This window comes from Thioalkalivibrio nitratireducens DSM 14787, from assembly GCF_000321415.2.
GTDB classification, from domain to species: Bacteria; Pseudomonadota; Gammaproteobacteria; order Ectothiorhodospirales; family Ectothiorhodospiraceae; genus Thioalkalivibrio; species Thioalkalivibrio nitratireducens.
In genome coordinates this window covers 2,608,892-2,633,281 of record NC_019902.2, presented here as the reverse complement: position 1 = coordinate 2,633,281, position 24,390 = coordinate 2,608,892, and the positions used below count along the sequence as shown (strand labels likewise).

Genomic DNA, 24,390 nt, shown 5'->3' with positions numbered 1-24,390 from the left:
GGGCGCTTACTCCGACCCCTCCGGCGCCGGCCCCCCGCGGTGGAAACGGGTGTGCCGGCAGTGCGGGCAGGGCGGGATCTTGCCCACCCGGGACAGGTGCATGGTCCCGCCGCAGGACAGGCAGGTGAGCTCGCCGGGCCCGGTGACCTCGCCCGTGTGCCATTCGCCGACGCGGTAGGCGCGCGCGGCCAGATGCGCCAGTTCCACCTTGGTTCGGTCGGCGACCGTGTTCAGCGCGTTCAGCAGGCTGGCCTCGATCAATGCCAGGTCGATCCGTAGCCAGTCGCGCCAGTCCTGCGTCCCCGATTCCAGGAACGCACCCAGGTCGTGCAGATCCCGGCGCACGTATTCGGTGACCCTGTCCGCCTCGTCGGCGTTGAGGTGTTCAGCATCGACCACTTCCTTGCGGGCATTTTCCAGCAGATCGTTCAGCGCCACGCTACTGCGGTCGGACAACGCCTCCAGATCCTCGGACACCTTCTGCAGCATCCGGCCGTACGCCTGTTCCAGGCGGTCGTCCTGCAGGCTGTCGTTCTCGTTCATCTCCTCGCCTCCTCGACCAAGCAACCCCTGCCCATACGGTAGCACGTCGCCGCATGGCTGCACCGGCTCGCGGTCGCCGCGTACCGGAAGCTGCCGGGGCGCTATTGAACCATGCGGGGTGGGGGTATACTGCCATGCAGTGCGGAATCTGCCGATGGCACCGGGAGCGTGCGCCGGGCCGACCGCAAGGCGGGCGCTGCCACGTCGTCGCCGGACCGTTCCGGACATTGGGAAACGTCACAGTCGCAGGGGGAAAGCAGGATGAACAGGTGGATCGGACTCGGGTTGGCGGCAGCGCTGGCCGCACTGCCGATGGTCGCTTCGGGGCAGTCACTGCTGGATCAGCTGGAAGGCACCGCTGGCCATGCGCCGCCGTCTCCGGGATTGTCGGCGCTCGAGGGCACCCATGGCCATGAGCCTGCGGCGCCCGAGGAACCGATCCTGTGTGCGGAGGGTCAGGTCTGCATCGAGGAGGCGACGCAGTTGCCGTTGCGGGTGCTGCCCCGGCCGTTCTCGCATGTGTATGCAGACCGCAACGCCGATCCCGCCGGCATCCGCATCGCGAACGTCCCGTCGTTCCACCCGCTGTACGTGTTCGAACGGCAGGACCTGGACTTGAGCGATGCAGCCGATCCGGCCGGCTGGTATCGGGTCGGGCGCACGCGCGCCGAAGCCGATGGCTGGATGCAGGCGCGCGACGTGCTGGAGTGGCGGCAGGCGCTGCTGGTGTCCTACACCCACCCGGGCGGACCGATCGAGGGCCGCAACCCGGTGCTGATGTTCCGCGACTACCGGGATCTGGCCGGGCTGGTCGACGACTTCGACATGGCCGGGCGCGCTCGCGCGCTGTACCGCGCGATCGACGACGGCGACGCGCCGGAACAGGTCGTCAGCATGGAACCGCAGCGTTTCGTCGACATCACCCGGCAGTTCTACGTGCTGCCGATCCTGGAGTGGGAGCAGACCCAGATCGACGGCGATGACGCCCGCCTGCTGCAGATCGCGGCCGCGGTTCCCGGTGCCCGCGGTGCCGATACCCTCGATGCGGCCGAGTACCGCGAGCAGGCCCGGGTCGCGCGGGTCGACGGTGCCGCCGAGCGGCGCTCGGACCTGCAGGCCGACATCGTGTTCGTGATCGACACCACGCGCAGCATGCAGCCGTTCATCGACATGACCCGCGACGCGGTTGCGAGCACCGCTGCCCGGTTCCGGAGAATGACCGACGACCGGGTGCGTTTCGGCCTGGTGACCTTCCGCGATTCGATCGAAGTGATCCCGCAGCTCGAGTACGACACCCGGAACTGGACGCCCGAACTCGTCGACAGTGCGACGCTGGCCGAACGGCTCGAGGACGAAGTCCGCGCGACCGAGGTCGGCAGCCTGGATTATGCCGAGGAAGTCTTTGCCGGTGTCGACACGGCCCTGCAGTCGCAGTGGCGCGACGGCGCGCTGCGCTTCATGATCCTGATCGGCGACGCGAGCTCGCACCCGAAGGGACACCCGCAGAACATCACCGGAAAGGACGAGATCGACCTGCGCCGGGAGCTGGACGATGCTCAGGTCCACCTGCACGCAATCCACCTGCTCGACCCTCGCGCGACCGAGGATCACCCGATCGCCGAGCCCCAGTTCCGTCATCTCGCGCGTATCCGGGGCTCGCGCGACGAATCGGCCTACGACAGCGTCGATGCCTTCGACGACCGGGCCTTCTACGGGCTGATCGACAGCGTGGCGAACGGACTGATCGAAAGGCTGGCGACGACCGCCGGCGAACACGAGCCGGTGGCCGACGAGGAACTGCCGCCGCTGGAAACCCTGACGACGGTCGACCGGCTCTGGGAGGCGGCGCTGGTCGAGTACCTGGGGCGTTCCGCGAATCCCCCGAAGGATATCGTCGCCTGGGTGCTCGACCGCGATCTCGTCCATCCCGTCGACCGTGCGCTCGATGTCCGCGTGCTGGTGACCCGCGAGCAGCTGAGCAGCCTGGCGCAGGCGCTCGACCAGGTAGTCCAGGCGCTGATGCGCGCCGAAGTCACGCAGGCCCAGTTCTTCGAGGCCTTGCAGAGCGTGTCCGGGCAGGCGATGAAGCGCCCGGAAGATCTCGGCCAGGCCCGCGATCTGGCCGGCACCGGTCTGTTGCCGGCGTTCATTCAGAGTCTGCCGTATCGCAGCGACATTCTGTCGCTGAACGACGAGATGTTCGCGAGCATGACCACCGAGCAGCGTTCGCAGCTCGAATGGAGCATTCTGGCGAAGCTGGAACAGTACCGGGCGATCAACGAACAGGTCGACGCCTGGTTCCGGATGAACGATGCCGACCGCGATCGCGACATGGTCTACCCGCTGCATCTGGACTACCTCCCCTGACCGGGGGCGAGGTGCGTTCCGCAGCGCAGCCGCCCCTGGCCCTGATGCAGGGGGCAGTCAAGCGCCGGGCACAGGGCGAGAGCGTGTTCGAGCTCGGCGTGCCGGCGCTGCACGTCGGCCCCGGGGAACTGGTGGCGGTGGTGGGCGACAGCGGCTGCGGCAAGAGCACGCTGCTGGACATGCTCGCGCTGGTGATGGAACCGACTCGGGTCGAACGCTTCGAAATGCAGTTCGATCCGGAGGCGCCGGCGACCGACGTGCGCGCGCTGTGGGCCTCGGGTGCGGAGACCCGGCTCGCGGCACTGCGCCGCGACTCCCTGGGCTATGTGCTGCAGACCGGCGGCCTGCTGCCGTTCCTGAGCGTTGCCGACAACATCGCGTTGCCGGCGCGGGTCAAGGGCCTGCCGAGCCCGGACCGCGCGGCGGCCGAACTGGCCCGGCGCCTGGGCCTGGACGGCTGCTTGCGGCGGATGCCGGACGCGCTGTCGATCGGCCAGCGCCAGCGCGTTGCGATTCTGCGCGCATTGTTGCACGGGCCCCGGCTGGTGCTGGCCGACGAGCCGACCGCGGCGGTCGACAAGGCGCGCGCCGTGGCGATCTTCACCGACCTTCAGGCGCTTGCGCGCGAGCGCGGCGTCGCGGTGGTCGTGGTCACCCACGACGTGGAGCTGATCGGCGCGCATGCCGACCGGACCTACGGCTTCCGGATGGAGCAGGTTTCCGAACAGGAAACGCGCTCGCAATGCTTCGAGGCGGCCTGAACGATGCCACAGCCCGCCGCGCATCCGCGTCCCCTGCGCCTGGTCCCGTCGCTCGCCGCGGCGAACCTGCGGCACGAGTGGATCCTGACCTTGTGCCTGGTGATCGCGCTCGCCGCGGTGATCGCGCCGCTGCTGGTGTTGCTCGGGCTGAAGCACGGCACCATCGAAACGCTGCGCGAGCGCTTGGTCGAGGATCCCGTGTTCCGGGAGCTGCGCCCGGCGCAGACCCGGGAGTATTCCCCGCAGTGGTTCGCCGACGCCGGCCGCTGGCCCGGCGTCGGATTCCTGACGCCGACCGTGTTGCCGCTGTCGTCGGTGCTGCAGGTGCCACACCCGGAGCGCGAACGCGAGCGCGCACTGTACGACCTGGTACCCACTGCCCCCGGCGATCCGCTGCTGCTCGAGAACGATGCGCCCGTTCCGCAGGCCGGCGAGGTGGTACTGACCGCGGAGGCCGCACACCGGCTTGGCGTGTCCGCAGGCGCGGAGATCACCGGCCGGGTCACCCGTGCACGCGGCGGCCGCGGCGAAGCGGCGGAGGCTGCGCTCACGGTGGCCGCGGTGCTGCCCCCGCGGGCCGGTTCGCTGGCGCGGATCTATGCGCCGCTGTCGTTCGTGCTGGACGTGGAAGCCTACAAGGAAGGTTACGGGGCGCCGGCGCGCGGCTGGCCCGGCGACAGCCCCGATCCGTTTTTGAGTTTCGACGGCGTGGTGCTGTTGCTGCCGGAGTCGCTGCCGCCGATCGAACGTACCGGACTGATCATCAACACCGGCTTCGCGCGTATCGGCGAACTCGACACGGCCGGGCTGGCGCAGCGCCTGGGCTGGTCTCCGCCCGGGGAGTGGCAGGGGTACGACCTGTTCACTCCGGGGGGCACGGTGACCCTGTCCGGCATACGGGCGGTGGAACAGAAGCTGCGTGGCCGCGACCGCGTGCTGCTGCCGTATGTGCAGGATGTTCGGCTGACAGCCGGCACCACCGAGCTGCACCCGGTCGGGGTGTCGCTGGATCGGGCCGACGCCGACCGGCTCGGCCTGCCGGCACTGCCGTGGGGCCGTTTCACCGGGCGCGTCGCCGCGGACGGGCATCTGACGACGGCGCTCGCGGATCTCGATCGCGACGCTCGGGTGGAGGTGGCCGCGGAGGGGGTCGCACCGCTGGCATTCCCGCTGCGGATCGTCGGTGCCAGCCCGCTGGAACGGCCGCTGGTGCCGGCGGAGCTGCTCGGCGTGCTGCGCACCGCGCAGCAGCGGGCGCTCGAGTACGATCCGGACCAGGAGCGTTTCTTGATGCAGCGCGGCGGCTATCGCGGGTTCCGGATGTACGCGCAGGGCATCGACGACGTTCCCGGGCTGTATCGCCGGCTGACCGACCAGGGCATCGAGGTGATTGCCGAGGTCGACGCGATCCAGCGCATCCAGGTGCTCGATGCGGGTCTTGGCCGGCTGTTCTGGCTGATTGCGCTGCTCGGGGTCAGTGGCGGCGTCGCGGTGCTGGTCGCAAGCCTGTATGCGGCGGTAGAGCGCCGCCGCCGCGATCTCGGGGTGCTGCGTCTGGTCGGACTCGCGCGCCGCCACGTGTTCTTTTTCCCGGTAGCGCAGGGCGTGATCATCGCGGGGCTGGGTCTGGCGGCGGGCATGGCCAGCTATCTGGGACTCGCGGTGGCAATCAACCGCGCGTTTGCGGTCGATCTCGCCCCCGGCGAGAAGTTCTGTACGCTGCCGCCGGTGTACCTGCTGGCAGCGGTGGCCGCGACCCTGCTCCTCGCCGTATTGTCGTCGCTGGCCGCCGCCTGGCGGGCCACTCGAATCGATCCCGCGGAGGTCATCCGTGAACAGTAGTGTCGCACCGATCCACGCCGCAAGCGCCGGAGGGGCCGGGCAGCCGCGCGGTGTCGCCATACCCGCAGCCGGCATCCTGCGCGACCTGCGGCGGGTCGTTCCGGGCGGGACCTGCCGGTGGTGGTTTCCGATCGTCGCGTTGCTGGTCGGCCTCGGCTGGCCGGTCACGCCGCTGCACGCCGAGCCGCCGCCGGCGACGGTGTACAACCCGAAGCCCGCTGCCGGGGATCTGGTGCTTCCGATGCCGGAGGGCGCCGAAATGGTCTTCCGCCGTGCGCGCGTGCCGGGGAGCGGCTTCTGGGGAGACCCGGAACGCGTGATCCAGCTCGGGGACGCGTCCGGCGGGATTTTCGAGGGGCTGCAGCGCACCCAGATCAGCGGTTCGTTCCCGGCGGCCGACGGCGAGGGCTGGGAGATCGTGCTCGCGAAGTACGAGCTGACCAAGGGACAGTATCTCGCGGTGATGGGGCTGGATGCGTTGCTGGAAACGTCCGGGGATCCGGAGGACCGCAATCTGGCCGGACTCCGGGGCCGCGCGCTGCGCGATGCGCTGATGCGGCCGCTGACTTTCGTCAGCCACCAGGACATCGAGGTCTTCATTCGCCGCTACAACCACTGGCTGTTCGACCCGGAACACCCGGAGCGGCTGGAGCCGTTGCCAACGGTGGACGGGGTGCCCGGTTTCCTGCGCCTGCCCACCGAAGAGGAATGGGAATTCGTCGCGCGCGGCGGACTGCCTGCGCTGGAGGCGGGCACGTTCGACGACCGGCTGCCGTTTCCCGCGCGGGAGCTGAACGAGCGCGCCTGGCACCTGGGCAACGCCCGGCACCAGCTGCGCCCGGTGGGTCTGCGCGCAGCCAACCGGCTGGGGTTCCACGACCTGCACGGCAACGCCCAGGAAATGACCGCAGGGCTTTTTCGGCCCGAGATCTGGCAGGGCAAGCCGGGCGGGGTCGCGGTGCGCGGCGGTAGCGTCTCGACCCCGGCGGCGGACATGCGCACAGCGCTTCGGGCCGAACTCGATGCCTACGCCTGGGATCCCGACCGCCAGCGGGTCCAGGAGCGGCGCTCGTTCAATACCGGCGCTCGGCTCGCGATCGGCGCGAACGTGGTGGTGTCGTCGAGCCAGCGCGCCGAGATCGAGCGCGAGTACGAGGACTACCGGGCCGACATCCGGCGCACGATGCCGGTCGGCCGCACGCTCGACAACCTGGTCGCGCAGGCCAGCGTCCAGCTGGGCACCGTGGAGCCGATCCTGGCGCGGCTGATGGATCAGAATGCCGATCTGCGCGAGCCGCTGACCGCGGTTCAGGAATACATGGACCGCGCCCGGGAGCGGCTCGAGCTCGCGCAACGGGAGAGCGCGCGCAGCCTCGCGCAGGACGCCGCCCGCAATGGCGTGAACCTCAGCGTCTATCTGTCACGTCTGGAGCGCCTCGAGCGCACGCGCGACAGCGCCCGGCAGCTGCTGGAGATCTCGAGCCGCTACCAGGAGCAGGTGGCCGCGGTCGAGTCTTCTATGCGCGATCTGGAGACCGCGGTCGGGGAACAGCTGCAGGGGTATCGCGACCGGGTGGCGCGGCTCGGAGACTACGAAACCGTCTACATCGAGCAGGCGCTGGAGACCTTGCGCGCGGCCGAACCGCCGCCGCGCGAGCGCGCGGTGCTCGAATTGCTCGGCCAGCATCTCGAGGAGTACGCCGAGCAGCGCCGGGCAGAGCCCGAACGGTGGCGCGAAGCGTTCCGGGAACGCTTCGCTGGATTCGAGGGTTGATGTTGGTATCTGCGATCAAGCGAGGGCAGGAGACGATGAACAGACTGAACAGGATCGTGGCCGCGGGCCTGGTGGCGACGGCGGTGGCAGGCTGCGCCGCCACGGACGAGCAACGCACCCGGGCCGAGGGTGCGGGCGTCGGCGCGGTGGTCGGCGGGCTGCTCGGCTATGCGATTGACCGTGAACGCGGTGCATTGATCGGCGCCGCGATCGGCGCCGGCGCCGGTTACGCGGTGGGCAACGAGATCGCGAAGCGCAAGCAGGCCTACGCGACCACGGAGGAGTTCCTCGATGCCGAGATCGCCCGGGTCGACGAGTTCAACCGGACCACCACCGCCTACAATGCGCGCGTGCGCCAGGACATCGTGCGCCTCGAGCATGAGGCCGAGCAATTGCGTGCGCGCTACGATTCCGGGCAGGTACAGAAGGCCGGACTGCAGGCGAAACGCAACGAACTGCAACAGCACATCGCGACCAGCCAGGAGCTGGAGGAAACGCTGGCGGCGGAATACGAGATCCAGACGGTGATCCTGCAGGAAGAGCGCGCGAATCGGGCTGCCGACGACCCCTACATCGTCCGCCTCGAGCGCGAGGTACAGGCGCTGCAAGAGAACCTCGAGGCGCTGCGCGAGGGCAGTACGCAGCTCGCGCGGATCGACCAGAGGCTCTCGGTATGAAGCGGCCGTCATGGTGGGCCGCGCTGGCTGCAGCGGGGCTGGCCGCCGGCTGCGCCAGCGCGCCGACCGACCCGCGCGAAGGCGGGTTCTTCGGTGGCGTCGCCGGGATCCACAGCGGGGCGTACGATGCGCGGGTGCGCGAGCGCGAGGAGCGGCTGGAACGCCTGCGTGCGGTGCAGGCAGAACTCGAGACCGAGCGCAGCGAACTCGATGCCCTGCACCAGACGCGCGAGCAGCAGGTGGCCGCCGAGCGCAGCCGCCTGGCGCGGATGCAGCAGGACGTGGCGGACCTCTCGCAAACCGTCGATGACCTGGAAGCGCGTCACGGCAGCGGCGACCAGCGGGTTCAGGAATTGCAGACGCGTCTCGTTTCGCTGCAAGGCGGCATGCGCGAACAGCAATCCAGTCTGGACGCTCTAGAAGGCGTCGGGCCGGGAGGTGGAGCCGACCCGGCGGTGGAACTGCGCCGGCGGCAGCTGGAGGAACAGCGCAGGGCCTTGCAGCGGGAATACGAAATGCTGCTGGAACTATCGCTCGAGCTGGCGCGCTGAGGGGCGCGGCGGCCGCGCCCGCGCACATGGTCGGCACCGGAACGCTCGGCGTGCCGGCGGGACCGATATTCGCCGGTGGCGGGCCCTTGGGCCGCCGCCGCATCCATCACGACACGGAGAGAGAGAACGGCATGAACAAACGGGCGGGTCTAGGGCTGCTGTACGGTTGGCTGGCGTTGCTGCTGGTATCTGCCGGGGCGGCCCATGCAACCGAACGCCTCGAGGTGATCGAGGTCGACGGGCAGGTCGAGCGCGCGGCGGGACCGGCGGAATTGCTCGACATGGCATCCGGGGGACACACCACGGTCCGGGCATTGCGCGCGTTCGGGCGGCTGCCCGACGAGTTCGGTGCGCTGGCCTTGTCGCTACGGGGTGTCGGTGTCGACCTGCTGGCAGCGGGCATGCCGGAAGTCGCGGCGCTGCAGGCGGACGCGGAGGCAGGCCGCCTCGATGCCGATCCCGACGCACTGGAGCGGTTGCTCGCGCTGCTGCAGGAGCATGACTACCTCGACTGGGCGGCGCTGCAGGCCGGCCACGAACTCGAGTCGGCTGCGCCGGGCCTGCTGCGCGGAGAGGGCCGGGCCGTGCTGCGCGATGCGGCCGGAACGTTGCTGGCGCTGGAGTTGCACGGCGGCGTTCGGGAAACCCGAGGCGCGCTGGAACGGGCCGAGGGGGGTCCGAGTGCGTCGCCGGACGCGGATGACGGTCTGGCGCCGGGGCGGGTCGCAGCCGATCGCGACGGCGTTCCGCGGGATGCCCCGGCACTGTCCGATCCGGCGCTGGCGCTGCGCGAGGCCCTGGACCGGCTGTTCACCGAGCCGGGGTCCCCGTGGGTTCTCGGTGGGGGAATCGGCATCGACGAACACCCGGACGGCCGGATCGGGTTGCTGCTCCCGTCGCTGACGCTGGAGGCGCCCGATGACGTCACCGCAGAGCTGGGGGACCTGGCGGCCGAGCTGCGGCCGCTGGGGAGCGAGCGCTGGGAGGTGACCGTGCAATTGCCGGGCGACGTCCCGCTCCGGGACCGGAACGGCGACCTTGCCGCACGGATCAGCATCGGCGAGCGCTCGATGAGCGGTGTCTGGGCCGGTGATCTCGCGAGCCCGCTCCAGCTGGCGGTCCATCTCGGCGATCTCGTTCTCGAGTCCGAGTCGCCGACAGCGGCGCTGGATCCGGAGCAACCGGGTCGGCTCGACGCGCAGCGCCTCGCGCTGACCCTGGATCTCGACGAACGGGAACCCGGCGTGGTGACCGGGCCCCTGGCGTTCGTAGTGGAAGGCGTGTCGCTGGCGAGTGCTGCTGCGGAACCGATCGGGCATCTGGGCCGGCTGTCGGTCGGCGTCGACTATGAGGACGTCGATCTCGTGGGACTCGCGGCATTCGGCGACATGGCTGCGGCACCCGAGACGCTGATGGAACGCGATCCCGCCGAGCTGCTGTCCGGATTGCTGACAGCGCTGGGGGGGATGCAGTCCCGGATCGAGGTGGAGGATCTGGCGGTACAGGCCCCGCCGGGCGAGGTCGGGCACCTGCGCGTGGCGCGTGCGGCGCTGAACACCGGGTTCGTTCCGTCTGCGGCCGGTGATCTGAAGCGCGACCTCTGGGCTGGCCTCGAGGGCCGGGGCTGGAGCTTCGGCGACGAGGAGTACGCGTTCGATCTCGATGCAGCCGAATGGAATCTGCGTCTGGACCGCATCGCGCCGATGACGCTGCTGCAGCTGGGGCTGGCGTCGTTGATGACGGGGGAACTGGCCGAGGACGATCTGATCGCGTCGGCGCAAGAGATCCTCGGCGGTTTCAGCGTCGATCTTTCGCTGCATGGCGCCAACGGCCAGATGGTCGCCGAGTACCTCGCCGACGAACCGCCGTTCGGCCTCGAGCAGTTCGAGTTCGGCCTGGGGCTTTCGGACCTGGACACCCCGGCTCCGGGGGTTTCGCTGGCCTACCGCCAGCGCGGCCTCGCGGGCCTGCCGATGGGAATGAGCCCGATCCCGGACGAGCTGTTCCCGCAGGAGCTGGTGCTGGATCTGGTCGCGTCGCGTCTGCCGGGGGCGTTCCTCGCAGACGGAGCCGCGCTGCAGGGCGCGGCCGGAAACGGCGCCGAGATGGCGCAGGATGCGATGGCGGCGATGCTGGAGAACGACACCCGGATCGACATCCGCGAACTCGTGATCGACCTGCCGGTCGGGGGGCTGCGCCTGCACGGCAACAGCTGGGTCGACACCGAGGAGGTCGAATCGGGCGTGCTGCGCAGCGAGATGGAACTGCAGATCCGGAACTTCGACACGCTGCTGGATCTCGCACTGGAACTCGCGGACAGCGACCAGGAACGGCAGCAGATCATGGGGATCGCGACGATCCTGAAGATGGCCGGCGAGGAACGCGAGAACGACGCGGGCGAGCCGGTGCATTTCTATCATCTGCATGCGAACAGCCTGGGCGAGTTCCAGGTCAATGGCCACGACCTGAGTATGTTGCTGATGGACGAGGGACATTGATCCGGCGCCCGGCGGTCGGCCGCCGGCTGCTGTTGTTCGGGCTGCTCGTCGGGCTTGCGGCCGGGGCCCAGCCGATGCCGGCGGCGCCGCTCGGGGAGATTCGGGAGATCCTGGGCCGGGAACTCCTGCCGGAGCCCGACGCCGCGGTGCTGGAGGCCCTGGCGTTCGACGATCTCCGTGGCGACCTGCGGCAGCTCGATCCCTACGCCGACTGGTTTCCGGCCCCGGGTACCGGCGATATGCCTGCCGGGGCGGGGATCGCGGCGGAGCTCGAGGTCGACCCCGATGGCACGTGGCTGCTGCCGCGGCAGGGTGGGCCGCTGGCCCAGGCCGGATTCCGCGATCGGGTGCAACTGCTCGCGGTCGGTGGCCGTTCGGTGTCCGGGCTGGATGCGGTCCAGGTCGCCGGGCTCGTCCGGGGCGAGCCTGGTAGCCGGGTCCGGTTGCTGCTGGTCCGGCCCGGCGAACCCTTGCGGTACGACGTGACGCTGTTGCGGGAACACGCGCGTTTGCTGGACGTCGAGCGTTGGGACGTCGGCGGCACCACGGTGCTGCGGATCACCGACTTTGCGGCGGGGCGGACGCGCACGGCGCTGGCGGCAACGCTGGAGCGCCTGCCGGGCGGCGACGATCCGGTGGTGATCGACCTGCGCTATGCCGGCGGAGGGGATCTCTACGAGGCGATCGACATGGCCGGGATGCTGCTCGAGCCCGGGACTGAACTGTGCAGCGTCCGCGGGCGCGGCGAGACGGCCGCGACCTACCACGCGACCCGGGGATCGCCGAACGGGCCGCCGCTGTTCCTGCTGGTGGGGCCCGCGACGGCCAGTGCGGCCGAGGTCTTTGCGGGCATCCTGCAGTTCCATCGCCGGGCCCGGCTGGCCGGGCAGCCCACCTTCGGCAAGTGCCAGGCCCAGACCGAGCGGCGGCTTTCGGATGGCTCCCTGCTGCGCTTCACCAACCGCGAGGTGCATTTTCCGGATCACAGCACCTGTACCGGTGCCGGCCTGGTTCCGGATCTTCCCGTCAGTCAGGAGGTATTGCCGAATCTCGAGCGGACCCTGCGCCGGCTTCCGGTTGCGCCCGACACCCGTGCCGGGAATGCGGCTCCGCCAGCGTGATCCGTTGCGCAGGGTTCGGGTTGCACCCGTCTTGTGGTTCCTTGACGTGAAACTCGCGCCCAGTGCGCCCCAACTCCTCCCCCCGTGACCGGGGGAGGGGCTTTTTCTCCCCTCTCCCGCTTGCGGGAGAGGGGGCGGGGGTGAGGGTGAGTGCACTGCGGTGGGCCGTGCACTGGCCCCCTCCCCAACCCTCCCCCGCAAGCGGGGGAGGGGGCTTTCATCGTCGGGGGTGGTGGGCGCGCACCATGATCGTTAGCGTGAAAATACGCCGCCCTAGAATCGTATGTCTCTGATTTATAATCGTATTTTCATCCTTCGGGGTGCCTCGCGGCCGAGGGGATGACAGTTAGCGTGAAAGAACCTGACGTTGGGGCGAGCGAGATTCTGGCGTGACGCATGCCGGTGCGCAAATGCCTGCTTGCGGGACTCGAAGAGCCTGTGTGGCGGCTCAGGTGGCGGTGAGATAGCCGTGCTTTTCCAGCATCTTCAGCCAGCGCGGCGCGTTGCGCTGCACGACGAGAGCCTCGTAATCGACGGTGCGATCCTGGTAGGGGGCCGCATGATTGAGCATGGCGTAGACGATGCGCAGGAGCTTGTGCGCCAGGGCCACGATGGAGCGCTTGTGTCCCTTGCGGATGGACAAGGCCGAAAACTTGTCCTTGAGCGCACAGCGGGTGCGGGAGGCGGCTTGCGCGAACTCGCACAGCAGGCGACGGACCCAGGCGTTGCCCTTGCGCGTGCGTCCGCTTTTGCGTTGCCGGCGCTCTCGTGGTTGCCGGGGCAGATGCCGACCCAGGACGCGAGGCGTTCGGCGCTGCCGAAGCTCGCCATGTCGGTACCGATTTCGACGAGCAGCATGGCGGCGCCAATGCGGTCGATGCCGGGCACGGTTTCCAGCAGGCACACCTGCGGCTCCCAGGGGGCCAGACCCGCAAGCAGTTCCTGTTCGAAGCGGGCGATCATGGCCTCGAGGTACTCGATGTGCGCCAGAACCTCGTTGAGCACGAAGCGGTGCCTGGTGCTCAGTTCCTCCGGTTGCAGGGCTTCGAACAGTTCTTCGCGGGAAGCCCGCAGGCGGCCGGCGAGGTCGAGGATTGCGTGCATGGGGGCATCGGCGAGCAGGGCCTTGATCATGGCCCGTGCCGACGCGCCGTGTACGTCGGAGACCAGCACGTTCAGGCGAATCCCGGCATCGGTCAGCACCTTGTGCAGCCGGTTCTTCTCCGCGGCCAGCATCCCGACCAGCTTCTGGCGCTGCCGGGCGATCAGGCGCAGATGGCGGATCTCGGCCGGAGGAATGAACGAAGCCCGCAGCAGACCGGCACGGGCCAGCGTGGCCAGCCACTGGGCATCGGAGAGGTCGGTCTTGCGGCCAGGCACGTTTCGGGCGTGACGGGCATTGACCACCCAGGCCATGACGCCCACACGCTCAAGGGCCGCATAGGGGCTCTTCCAGTAGATCCCAGTGCTCTCCATCACCACGACCTCGGGGTCAAACCCGCGAACCCACTCGGCCAACGCCCGCCGATCGCGCTTGAAACCCCCGAATTCCCGGTGCTCCACCGCCACACTGCCATCGGGCTGCTCGATCAGCGCACAGGCCGTGATCTTGCTCTGGTGCACATCCAGACCGACAACGCGCCGGTGAATCGGGGTAATGTCCATGCTGACCTCCTCGGGCAAACGCACTATCCTTCACGATGTGCTGTCGCCAAGGGCGCCGTCCTTCAACGGCCTGTCGGGACTCGACGGCTCTTTTTAGCGTGCGCTGTCCATGACCCTTCCAGGCCATGCCAGGCAATCCGGGGTACGAGTGAAGGACGGCGGGTCGAGTTAGCGTGCGCGGTCAGGCGCCATCAAGAATTATCGCGACCTCAGCCCGACGCGACAGCACGCCCATTATCTTTCATCATCGGGGGTGCCGCGCGCCCGGCGGCATGACAGTTAGCGTGAAAGAACCCGCGTCGCGTTCCGGGTGTCCCGTAGGGCGGAATAGCGCAGCGTCATCCGCCACACGGCGTTCGCAGTGCCCAGGCGCCCGCGGCACCCCGGGCGCCGGCTGGCGGATGACGGGCTTCGCCCTTTTCCGTCCTACGCCTGTTTCATCGTCGCGGGTGGTGACCGGACACGATGGGAATTAGCGCGCGCCCGAATCCGGGGGCGGCTGCCCGGCGGCGGGATCGGCGAAATACTGCTCGAACCGCCGTTGGGCGTCGTCACCGAACAGGATCCGGCAGGCCTCGATCAGACCGGGCGCATCGCGCAGCGCCGTCTGCCCGACGATCTGGGCGATCCTCGAGCGCCGGCGCAGGAAGTCCTCCAGGCGCACGATCATCTCGTGCTCGCGGGCGAGCGCCAGCTCGCAACGCAGATACTCGGTCCCCTCGATCACGATCTCGGCCGCGCGCGCATCGGCGCGGATCATCGCCAGCAGCTCCATCGCGTCGCGGTCATAACGCCGCCAAAGCCGCTGAGACAGCGGTTCGTGCGCGCCGCTCGGCGTATAGGCATCGAGTTGCAGCGCCCGTGCAGCATCGAGAAAGGCCTCGTGGGCGGCCGCGTCCGGCTCGCCATACCAGCGCCGCCCGCACATGGGCAGTGCGACCCCCAGTTCCTGCACCCGGTCGGCCACCTCCTCCGCCACGTTCAGACAGTCGGTCAGTTTGCCGCCAAACAGGCTCAGATGGGCCCGTTCGCGATCGACCTCGATCACGTGCCGGCGCGAGAGCTGCAGCCAGTCGCCGGCGGCCAGCGATGCGTTGCCACGCACCGCCAGTGGGCGTACACCACAGCGTTCGGCAATCACGTCGGCCGGCGCCAGCGGGCGCGACAGCTTCAGGCGGCGGTTGACGTTGTCCAGCAGGAAGCGGCGGTCGGCGTCGGTGACCCGGGTGTCCGGGTGTTCCACCGGGGTGTCGGTCGTTCCGACGCAGCTGCGGCTGCCCATCGGGATCACGAAGAACAGCCGCCCGTCGTCGCCGAAGAACGTCAGGATCCTGCCGCTGGCGCTCAGCTGCGGCACGATCAGGTGTACTCCCTTCGAGAACACGTGGTGGTGCTCGGTGCGCACTCCGCTCAGCGCATTGTGTGCATCCGCCAGCGGTCCGGCGGCGTTGACCAGCACCCGCGCGCGGATCTCCCGTTCGCGTCCGGTCTCGACGTCGCGGGCATGCAGCGTCCACACGCCCCCGTCGCGCCGTGCCCCGAGGGACTCGACGTAATTGGCGGCCGCGCAGCCATCGCGCAATGCGCCGCGCACGAACTGAAACACGAAGCGCGCATCGTGGTCGGACAGGAACGCGTCCGAGTATTCGAACCCTCCGGACGCACCGGCGGTGTCGACGCGGGGTTCGGCACGCGCGATCGCGCGCCGCGACAGGCGCTTCGGGATGCGCGTGAAGCCGCTGCCGAACAGCCAGTAGACCCAGGTGCCGAGCCAGAGCAGCCGCGGGTCCCAGCGAAAGCCCCGGTCGATCGTCGCCAGGAACCGGACCTCCCGCACCCACGACGGGTAATGCCGCAGCAACCGGTTGCGGCTCAGGCAGAGTTCACGCACCAGCGCGAATTCGCGCGACTCGAGGTACTTGATCCCGCCCCAAACCAGATTCGACGACGCCTGGCTGGTCATACCGGCGAAGTCGCCGCGGTCGATCAGCGCAACGCGTGCCCCCTGCCCTGCCAGTGCCGCGGCCGATACCGCGCCGTTGATTCCGCCGCCGACGATCAGCACGTCGTACAGTCCTTCGCCGAGGCGCGTCAGCTGCCGTTCACGCAGGTCGGGCATCGGCCAGCCTCGTTCGGTGGACGGCACGGACGCCCCCGGGGGCAAACCGCGTGCGCTCGACGCGCCAATGTCTCCGTCGCGGACACCCCGCAGCCCCTGCGGCCCAGACCTCGGTGCATTCCCGGCCGAAGAACCGGGGGCTCGGCGCAGGGGGCGGCCGCAGCGGGACGGCCACACCACGAGGGGCTGCAATGCCGCGGGTATCGGGAATCAGCGTGTGGATGCGCATGTCGAACCCCCGCTTGGATCGGATCCCCGGCGATGGTACGGCGCCGGGTACGGAACGCCGGGATCCCCGCGTCGATTCGGCACCCGGCCCCGCGTACCCATAGAATGCCACGGGCACGATCCGTGCGAATACCGGGATCCCGCGCCAGCAGGAAGGTCCCGACGCGATCCCACCCCGGCCGAACCCGGCACGATCGGCGTCCGGCTCGATGCACCGGGCTGGCAAGGATCCCCGTGTCGCGGCAGGATACCCCCTTGGCACACCCCGGAAGGAGCGCGCACCGATGCACGGATCCAGCGACGAACGTACCCGGACCGGGATGAGCCCGGAAGCCCTGAAACGCGCCTTCGTCGACAGCATGTTCTACGTGCAGGCACGCTACTGGGAGGTCGCGACGCCGCACGACCTGTACATGGCCGCGGCCTACACCGTGCGCGACCGCATGCTGGAGCGCTGGATCCACACCGCGGAAACGTACCGGAAGGCGCACGCGCGCACGGTCTGCTACCTGTCCGCCGAGTACCTGCTCGGCCCGCAGCTCGGGAACAACCTGATCAATCTGGGAATCGTCGACAGCGCCCGCCAGGGCGCGCGGGATCTGGGAATGGACCTGCAGGAGATCCTGGACCAGGAACCCGAACCGGGGCTCGGCAATGGCGGCCTGGGGCGGCTGGCCGCGTGCTATCTGGACTCGCTCGCGACGCTGTCGATCCCGGCGATCGGCTACGGCATCCGCTACGAGCACGGAATCTTCGACCAGAGCATCGTGGACGGCTGGCAGGTCGAGGACTGCGACCTGTGGCTGACCAACGGCAACCCGTGGGAGATCCCGCGCCCGCTGCTGCGCTTCCCGGTGCGCTTCGGGGGGCACACGGAGCCCTACACCGACGAACACGGCCGGTTCCGGGTGCGCTGGGTACCGGAGTTGGAACTCTACGGCATGGCCTACGACACGCCGATCCTGGGCTTCGGCGTCGACAACACCAACCTGCTGCGCCTCTGGCACGCCACCGCGGGCCGGTCGTTCGACCTGCAGGCCTTCCAAAAGGGCGACTATTACGGCGCGGTGAACGCGAAGGTCGCGGCCGAGAACATCACCAAGGTGCTGTACCCAAACGACGAGCCGGAGGCGGGCAAGGAACTGCGCCTGAAACAGCAGTATTTCTTCGTGTCCTGCTCGCTGCAGGACATGATGCGCGCACACTTGCAGCAAGCGCCGAACCTCGAGGGCTTCCACGAGCGGTACGCAGCACAACTCAATGATACCCACCCGTCGATCGCGGTGGCCGAACTGATGCGCCTGTGCCTGGACGAGCACGGCATGGATTGGGAGGCGGCCTGGGAGATTACCCGCAGAACCTTTGCCTACACCAACCACACGCTGCTGCCCGAGGCGCTCGAGACCTGGCCGGTGGAGTTGTTCGGACGCCTGCTCCCGCGCCATCTGGAAATCATCTACGAGATCAATGCCCGTTTCCTCGACGAATTGCGCATGCGCTACCCGTTCGACCCGGAGCGCGTCGCCCGCATGTCGCTGATCGAGGAAGGCCCGGTGCGACGGGTGCGGATGGCCCACCTCGCCACCGTTGGCAGCTTTGCAGTGAACGGGGTCGCCGCGATCCACTCGGAACTCGTGAAGTCCACCGTGATGAGGGACTTCCACGAACTGTGGCCGGAAAAGTTCCACAACGTCACCAACGGGGTCACGCCACGCCGGTTCGTCCAGCTGAGCAACCCCGAGCTTTGCGGCATCGTCACGGACCTGGCCGGGCCCGGTTGGGTGCGCGACGCCGAAAACCTGCGCACGCTCGAGCCACACGCGGACGATGCAGCGTTCCAGCAGCGCTGGCAGGCAATGAAACGCGCTGCAAAGGAACGCCTGGCCGCGCGGATCCGGGAGGCCACCGGCGCGGTCATCGACCCGCAGTCGCTGTTCGACATCCAGGTCAAGCGGATCCACGAATACAAGCGCCAGCACCTGAACCTGCTGCATATCGTGGCCCTGTACCACCGCATCAAGCAGGGCGCGGACTCGGACCCGACCCCGCGCACCTTCGTATTCGGAGGCAAGGCGGCCCCCGGGTATTTCATGGCCAAACTGATCATCAAGCTGATCCACTCGGTGGCCGAGGTGATCAACCGCGACCCCGAGGTCAACGAGCGGCTGCGCGTCGTGTTCGTGCCGAACTTCAACGTGAAGAACGCTGAGTGCATCTACCCGGCCGCGGATCTGTCGGAACAGATCTCCACCGCCGGCAAGGAAGCCTCCGGAACCGGCAACATGAAATTCTCGATGAACGGCGCGTTGACGATCGGCACGCTCGACGGGGCCAACGTGGAAATCCGCCATGCGGTCGGCCACGAGAACTTCTTCCTGTTCGGGCTGACCGTGTCGGAGGTCGAGCGCACACTCGCCGAGGGGTATTGCCCGTGGGAGATCTACCGCGGGAACGACGAGCTGCGCGAGGTGATCGACCTGCTGCGCTCTGGCCTGTTCTCGCACGGCGACCCCGACCTGTTCCGCCCGCTGACCGACAGCCTGTTGCAGCACGACCCCTACCTGCTGCTGGCCGACTACCCGGCCTACATCGAGACCCAGGCGCGCGCCGGCGATGCGTTCCGGGACGTAGCGGGCTGGACGCGGATGTCGATCCTGAATTCCGCGCGCACCGGCTGTTTCTCGTCGGACCGGGCAATCCGCGAGTACTGCGGGAAAATCTGGCGGGTCGAACCGATGCCGGTGTCGCTGGCAACCAACGACGCGCGAGTTTCACGCTAACTTTCATGGCCAGCGGCCACCCCGCAAGATGAAAAGACGAGCCACGGAAAGCACGGAAAGACACGGACAAGGGGTTGGATCCGTCTCATCTTCCGTGATTTCCGTGTCCTTCCGTGGCTGCATTTTCACGCTAACTGTCATGCCCTCGGCCGCGAGGCACCCCGAAGGATGAAACTACGATTATAAATCAGAGACATACGATTCTAGGGCGGCGTATTTTCACGCTAACTCTCATGGCCAGCGGCCACCCTGCAGGATGAAAAAGCGAGCCACGGATGAACACGGATAGGGTTTCAACCAAAAACATCCGTGTCCATCCGTGTTCATCCGTGGCAAGGAACGCCTTTCGGCCCTTGTCCGTGCCTTCCGTGTGCTTCCGTGGCCGTATTTTCACGCTAACTTTCATGGCCAGCGGCCACCCCGCAAGATGAAAAGACGAGCCACGGAAAGCACGGAAAGACACGGACAAGGGGTTGGATCCGTCTCATCTTCCGTGATTTCCGTGTCCTTCCGTGGCTGCATTTTCACGCTAACTTCCATGGCCAGCGGCCACCCCGCAAGATGAAAGGGCGAGCCACGGAAAGCACGGAAAGACATGGAAAAAAGTTCGATCCGTTTCATCTTCCGTGATTTCCGTGTTCTTCCGTGGCTGGATTTTCACGCTAACTGTCATGCCGCCGGGCGCGCGGCACCCCCGATGATGAAAGATAATGGGCGTGCTGTCGCGTCGGGCTGAGGTCGCGATAATTCTTGATGGCGCCTGACCGCGCACGCTAACTCGACCCGCTGCCCTTCACTCGTACCCCGGATTGCCTGGCATGGCCTGGAAGGGTCATGGACAGCGCACGCTAAAAAGAGCCGTCGAGTCCCGACAGGCCCGTTGAAGGACGGCGCCCTTGGCGACAGCACATCGTGAAGGATAGTGCGTTTGCCCGAGGAGGTCAGCATGGACATTACCCCGATTCACCGGCGCGTTGTCGGTCTGGATGTGCACCAGAGCAAGATCACGGCCTGTGCGCTGATCGAGCAGCCCGATGGCAGTGTGGCGGTGGAGCACCGGGAGTTTGGTGGTTTCAAGCGCGATCGGCGGGCGTTGGCCGAGTGGGTTCGCGGGTTTGACCCGAGGTCGTGGTGATGGAGAGCACTGGGATCTACTGGAAGAGCCCCTATGCGGCCCTTGAGCGTGTGGGCGTCATGGCCTGGGTGGTCAATGCCCGTCACGCCCGAAACGTGCCTGGCCGCAAGACCGACCTCTCCGATGCCCAGTGGCTGGCCACGCTGGCCCGTGCCGGTCTGCTGCGGGCTTCGTTCATTCCTCCGGCCGAGATCCGCCATCTGCGCCTGATCGCCCGGCAGCGCCAGAAGCTGGTCGGGATGCTGGCCGCGGAGAAGAACCGGCTGCACAAGGTGCTGACCGATGCCGGGATTCGCCTGAACGTGCTGGTCTCCGACGTACACGGCGCGTCGGCACGGGCCATGATCAAGGCCCTGCTCGCCGATGCCCCCATGCACGCGATCCTCGACCTCGCCGGCCGCCTGCGGGCTTCCCGCGAAGAACTGTTCGAAGCCCTGCAACCGGAGGAACTGAGCACCAGGCACCGCTTCGTGCTCAACGAGGTTCTGGCGCACATCGAGTACCTCGAGGCCATGATCGCCCGCTTCGAACAGGAACTGCTTGCGGGTCTGGCCCCCTGGGAACCGCAGGTGTGCCTGCTGGAAACCGTGCCCGGCATCGACCGCATTGGCGCCGCCATGCTGCTCGTCGAAATCGGCACCGACATGGCGAGCTTCGGCAACGCGGAACGCCTGGCTTCCTGGGTCGGCATCTGCCCCGGCAACCACGAGAGCGCCGGTAAACGCAAGAGCGGACGCACGCGCAAGGGCAACGCCTGGGTCCGTCGCCTGCTGTGCGAGTTCGCGCAAGCCGCCTCCCGCACCCGCTGTGCGCTCAAGGACAAGTTTTCGGCCTTGTCCATCCGCAAGGGACACAAGCGCTCCATCGTGGCCCTGGCGCACAAGCTCCTGCGCATCGTCTACGCCATGCTCAATCATGCGACCCCCTACCAGGACCGCACCGTCGATTACGAGGCTCTCGTCGTGCAGCGCAACGCGCCGCGCTGGCTGAAGATGCTGGAAAAGCACGGCTATCTCACCGCCACCTGAGCCGCCACACAGGCTCTTCGAGTCCCGCAAGCAGGCATTTGCGCACCGGCATGCGTCACGCCAGAATCTCGCTCGCCCCAACGTCAGGTTCTTTCACGCTAACGCCGGTGGACGCGACACCGCTACGGCTTGGTGGCCGCCGCGCGGCGCTGCTATTCTGGCAGTTTTCCCCTATCTGGACGCGCCCCCGATGCAGGAAAGCTACGACCCCGCCGTGATCGAGACCGCCGTCCAGCGCCGCTGGGACGAGAGCCGCTGTTTCGACGCGCGCGAGGACGACCGCCGCGAGCGGTTCTACTGCCTGTCGATGTTCCCCTATCCGTCGGGGAAACTGCACATGGGGCATGTGCGCAACTACACGATCGGCGACGTGATCGCGCGCTTCCAGCGCATGCAGGGGCGCAACGTGCTGCAGCCGATGGGCTGGGACGCGTTTGGGCTGCCGGCGGAGAACGCCGCGATCCAGAACCGTGTCGCGCCGGCCGCCTGGACGCGGCAGAACATCGAGCAGATGCGCGCGCAGCTCAAGCGCCTCGGCTTTGCCTACGACTGGAGCCGCGAGATCGCGACCTGCGACGCGGAGTACTACCGCTGGGAGCAATGGCTGTTCCTGCGCCTGTTCGAGAAGGGACTGGTCTACCGCAAGCTCTCGACCGTGAACTGGGATCCGGTGGATCAGACTGTGCTGGCGAACGAGCAGGTGATCGACGGGCGTGGCTGGCGTTCCGGTGCGGTGGTCGAGCGGCGCGAGATGCCGCAATGGTTCCTGCGCATCACCGACTACGCCGACGAGCTTCTGGAGGCCCTCGACGGGCTCGACGGCTGGCCGGACCAGGTGCGCGCAATGCAGCGCAACTGGATCGGCCGTTCCGAGGGCGTCGAGCTGGATTTTACCGTCGCCGGCGATCAGCGGCTGACCGTCTATACGACGCGTCCGGATACGCTGATGGGGGTCAGCTATGTCGCGCTGGCACCCGAACACCCGCTGGTCACGGCCCGGCTCGGCGACGACCCGGATCTGGCGGCCTTCGTCGAGGACTGCCGCAACCGCGGCGTCGCCGAGGCCGATCTCGCGACGATGGAAAAGCGCGGCCGCGCGCTCGGCATCACCGCGCGCCACCCGCTGAGCGGCGAGGAGGTGCCGGTATGGGTCGCGAACTTCGTGCTGATGGAATACGGCACCGGCGCGGTGATGGCGGTGCCGGCGCACGACGAGCGCGATCACGCGTTCGCGCAGCAGTACGGTCTGCCGATCCGGCCGGTGATCGAGCCGCTGGACGGCAGCCGCTGGGATTTCGATGCCGCCGCCTTTACCGACCACGGCCGCCTGGTCGACTCCGGCGAATTCAGCGGGCTGGATTTCGAGCAGGCGTTTACCGCGATCGCGGTGTCGCTGGAGGCGCGCGGCCTTGGGCGGCGGCGGCGGAACTACCGGCTGCGCGACTGGGGCATCTCGCGCCAGCGCTACTGGGGCTGTCCGATCCCGGTGATCCACTGCGACGACTGCGGCGTGGTGCCGGTGCCCGAATCCGATCTTCCCGTCCGGCTGCCGGAGGACGTGGTGCCCGACGGTGCCGGTTCGCCGCTGGCGAAGATGGCGTCGTTCCACGAGACGACCTGCCCGGAGTGCGGCCGGGCCGCGCGGCGCGAGACCGACACGTTCGACACCTTCTTCGAGTCTTCGTGGTACTACGCCCGCTACTGCTCTGCGGACAACCACGAGGCGATGCTCGATGCCCGCGCCGATTACTGGCTGCCGGTGCACCAGTACGTCGGCGGGGTGGAGCACGCGGTACTGCACCTGCTGTATGCGCGTTTCTTCCACAAGCTGTTGCGCGACGAGGGCCTGCTGTCGAGTGACGAGCCCTTCACCCGGCTGCTGACGCAGGGCATGGTGATCGCCCCGACCTTCTACCGGGAACGGCCGGACGGCAGCCGCGACTGGATCAACCCGGCGGACGTCGAGGTCGCTCGCGGCGCGGAAGGTGCTGACGATGCGCGGATTCGGGCGACCGGCGAACGGGTGCAGATCGGCGGCATGGAAAAAATGTCCAAGTCGAAAAACAACGGTGTCGACCCGCAGGCGCTGATCGACCGCTACGGCGCGGATACCGCGCGCCTGTTCACGATGTTCGCGGCGCCGCCGGACCTGTCGCTGGAATGGTCCGATTCCGGGGTCGAAGGTGCGCACCGTTTCCTGAAGCGGCTGTGGCGCCAGGTGTTCGAGTGTCGTTGCACACAGGCGACGCCGATGCGCCCGGATACCGCTCGGCTCGGCGACACCGGGCGCGCGCTGCGGCGCAAGCTGCACGAGACCATCGCCAAGGTCACCGACGACATCGGGCGCCGCCAGACCTTCAACACCGCGATCGCGGCGTGCATGGAGTTGCTGAACGAACTCTCCCGCCTGCCGGCGGGCGAACCCGAGGCCAATCCGCTGCGGCGCGAGTGCCTGACCGATCTGGTGCTGATGCTGGCGCCGATCGTGCCGCACATCAGCCAGGCGCTCTGGGAGTCCATGGGCCACCACGGGCTGATCGCGGACGCCGCCTGGCCGGCGGTCGACCCCGAGGCATTGACGGTTGCGGAGATCACCCTGGCGGTGCAGGTGAACGGTAAGTTGAGGGCACAGATCCAGGTGCCCGCAGAGGCCCCGCGCGAGGTGATCGAGCAGGCCGCTCGCGGCGATGCGAACGTCCGGCGGCATCTCGAGGGGCTCAGCGTGGTGAAGGTGGTGGTGGTGCCGGGGCGCCTGGTCAACCTCGTGGCGAAGCCCGCGTGAACGCGGCACGCGTCTGGGGCGTGGCCCTGCTGGTGCTGGTTCTGGCCGCTTGTGGATTTCAGCTGCGCGGCGCGCCCGACTGGCCCGATGGGCTCGATCCGATCCGGATCGAGGGTCTGGCCGCGCGCGATCCGCTGTACCAGCAGCTGGCGCGGAGCCTGCGGGCTGCCGGCGTGGAAGTGCTCCCCGCCGGAACCCCCGAGAGCGCTGAGCTGCGCGTGCTCGCGCTGCGGGAGGAGCGGCGGGTGCTGTCGGTCACCGGCGCCGCGCGCATCAGCGAGTACGAGCTGGCGCGCCAGCTCGACGCGGAACTGGCGATCCCGGGTGAGCCGGAACGCCTGCCTCTGGGGCGGCTGGAGGTCAGCCGCATCTACGTGTTCGACGCGGCGTCGGTACTCAGCCAGGCGGAACGCGAAGAGGAACTGCGCCGGGCGATGGATCGCGACCTCGTCCGATTGCTGCAGCTGCGGGTGCAGGCCGTGCTGGCGCAGCGTCGGGAAGCCTTGCCCCGGTGAGTCC

The 24,390-nt window shown here is 68.3% G+C and carries 13 protein-coding genes and 2 pseudogenes; 12 read left to right on the top strand and 3 right to left on the bottom strand.

What is annotated here, in order from left to right; all coding sequences use genetic code 11:
* Positions 1 to 6: 6 nt before the first annotated feature.
* Positions 7 to 543, bottom strand: coding sequence for a zinc ribbon-containing protein (locus TVNIR_RS11955; RefSeq protein WP_015259296.1), 537 nt, complete (start codon positions 541 to 543; stop codon positions 7 to 9).
* 261 nt (positions 544 to 804) lie between these two features.
* Here TVNIR_RS11955 and TVNIR_RS11950 point away from each other — a divergent pair, with 261 nt between their 5' ends.
* The 8 genes from TVNIR_RS11950 (at position 805) to TVNIR_RS11915 (ending at position 12,134) form a co-directional block, all read left to right on the top strand.
* Complete coding sequence (locus TVNIR_RS11950) at positions 805 to 2,910, top strand: vWA domain-containing protein (protein WP_015259295.1); 2,106 nt, start codon at positions 805 to 807, stop codon at positions 2,908 to 2,910.
* 11 nt (positions 2,911 to 2,921) lie between these two features.
* A complete protein-coding gene (locus TVNIR_RS11945; protein WP_157092274.1) occupies positions 2,922 to 3,671 on the top strand; it encodes an ABC transporter ATP-binding protein in 750 nt (249 codons plus the stop codon).
* Between the two features lie 3 nt (positions 3,672 to 3,674).
* Entirely contained in the window at positions 3,675 to 5,513 is a 1,839-nt protein-coding gene (locus TVNIR_RS11940) for an ABC transporter permease (RefSeq protein WP_015259293.1), read from the top strand.
* Positions 5,503 to 7,287 carry a formylglycine-generating enzyme family protein gene (locus TVNIR_RS11935; RefSeq protein ID WP_015259292.1) on the top strand — a complete coding sequence of 595 codons (1,785 nt, stop codon included), beginning with the start codon at positions 5,503 to 5,505 and terminating at the stop codon, positions 7,285 to 7,287. Before TVNIR_RS11940 ends, TVNIR_RS11935 begins: the two co-directional genes overlap by 11 nt.
* A 35-nt stretch (positions 7,288 to 7,322) precedes the next feature.
* Positions 7,323 to 7,964, top strand: a complete 642-nt coding sequence (locus tag TVNIR_RS11930; protein ID WP_052316675.1) for a YMGG-like glycine zipper-containing protein — start codon at positions 7,323 to 7,325, stop codon at positions 7,962 to 7,964.
* On the top strand, positions 7,961 to 8,515 hold the full coding sequence (locus TVNIR_RS11925) for a hypothetical protein (protein ID WP_015259290.1): 555 nt from the start codon (positions 7,961 to 7,963) through the stop codon (positions 8,513 to 8,515). The genes TVNIR_RS11930 and TVNIR_RS11925 overlap by 4 nt, the downstream gene beginning before the upstream one ends.
* Positions 8,516 to 8,646: 131 nt before the next feature.
* On the top strand, positions 8,647 to 11,013 hold the full coding sequence (locus tag TVNIR_RS11920) for a hypothetical protein (RefSeq protein ID WP_157092273.1): 2,367 nt from the start codon (positions 8,647 to 8,649) through the stop codon (positions 11,011 to 11,013).
* Positions 11,010 to 12,134, top strand: a complete 1,125-nt coding sequence (locus TVNIR_RS11915) for a S41 family peptidase (RefSeq protein ID WP_015259288.1) — start codon at positions 11,010 to 11,012, stop codon at positions 12,132 to 12,134. The genes TVNIR_RS11920 and TVNIR_RS11915 overlap by 4 nt, the downstream gene beginning before the upstream one ends.
* Positions 12,135 to 12,582: 448 nt before the next feature.
* Here TVNIR_RS11915 and TVNIR_RS11910 read toward each other — a convergent pair.
* Positions 12,583 to 13,799: pseudogene (locus TVNIR_RS11910) on the bottom strand (IS110 family RNA-guided transposase).
* A gap of 472 nt (positions 13,800 to 14,271) precedes the next feature.
* A complete protein-coding gene (locus TVNIR_RS11905) occupies positions 14,272 to 15,918 on the bottom strand; it encodes a glycerol-3-phosphate dehydrogenase/oxidase (RefSeq protein ID WP_015259286.1) in 1,647 nt (548 codons plus the stop codon).
* Between the two features lie 512 nt (positions 15,919 to 16,430).
* On the opposite strand from TVNIR_RS11905, the gene TVNIR_RS11900 reads away from it, so the two are divergent.
* From TVNIR_RS11900 to TVNIR_RS11885, 4 genes and pseudogenes are all read left to right on the top strand, one after another.
* A complete protein-coding gene (locus TVNIR_RS11900) occupies positions 16,431 to 18,926 on the top strand; it encodes a glycogen/starch/alpha-glucan phosphorylase (protein WP_015259284.1) in 2,496 nt (831 codons plus the stop codon).
* Between the two features lie 946 nt (positions 18,927 to 19,872).
* Positions 19,873 to 21,089, top strand: a pseudogene (locus tag TVNIR_RS11895) (IS110 family RNA-guided transposase).
* 190 nt (positions 21,090 to 21,279) lie between these two features.
* Complete coding sequence (gene leuS, locus TVNIR_RS11890; RefSeq protein ID WP_015259283.1) at positions 21,280 to 23,871, top strand: leucine--tRNA ligase; 2,592 nt, start codon at positions 21,280 to 21,282, stop codon at positions 23,869 to 23,871.
* Positions 23,868 to 24,386 carry an LPS-assembly lipoprotein LptE gene (locus TVNIR_RS11885; RefSeq protein WP_015259282.1) on the top strand — a complete coding sequence of 173 codons (519 nt, stop codon included), beginning with the start codon at positions 23,868 to 23,870 and terminating at the stop codon, positions 24,384 to 24,386. Before leuS ends, TVNIR_RS11885 begins: the two co-directional genes overlap by 4 nt.
* The last annotated feature ends 4 nt before the right edge of the window (positions 24,387 to 24,390 follow it).

Bases quoted from the DNA above. Each gene is read 5' to 3' on its own strand.
- TVNIR_RS11900 (WP_015259284.1), top strand. From the start codon at position 16,431: ATGCACGGATCCAGCGACGAACGTACCCGGACCGGGATGAGCCCGGAA.
- TVNIR_RS11920 (WP_157092273.1), top strand. From the start codon at position 8,647: ATGAACAAACGGGCGGGTCTAGGGCTGCTGTACGGTTGGCTGGCGTTG.
- leuS (WP_015259283.1), top strand. From the start codon at position 21,280: ATGCAGGAAAGCTACGACCCCGCCGTGATCGAGACCGCCGTCCAGCGC.
- TVNIR_RS11950 (WP_015259295.1), top strand. From the start codon at position 805: ATGAACAGGTGGATCGGACTCGGGTTGGCGGCAGCGCTGGCCGCACTG.
- TVNIR_RS11930 (WP_052316675.1), top strand. From the start codon at position 7,323: ATGAACAGACTGAACAGGATCGTGGCCGCGGGCCTGGTGGCGACGGCG.
- TVNIR_RS11905 (WP_015259286.1), bottom strand. From the start codon at position 15,918: ATGCCCGACCTGCGTGAACGGCAGCTGACGCGCCTCGGCGAAGGACTG.
- TVNIR_RS11940 (WP_015259293.1), top strand. From the start codon at position 3,675: ATGCCACAGCCCGCCGCGCATCCGCGTCCCCTGCGCCTGGTCCCGTCG.
- TVNIR_RS11955 (WP_015259296.1), bottom strand. From the start codon at position 543: ATGAACGAGAACGACAGCCTGCAGGACGACCGCCTGGAACAGGCGTAC.
- TVNIR_RS11925 (WP_015259290.1), top strand. From the start codon at position 7,961: ATGAAGCGGCCGTCATGGTGGGCCGCGCTGGCTGCAGCGGGGCTGGCC.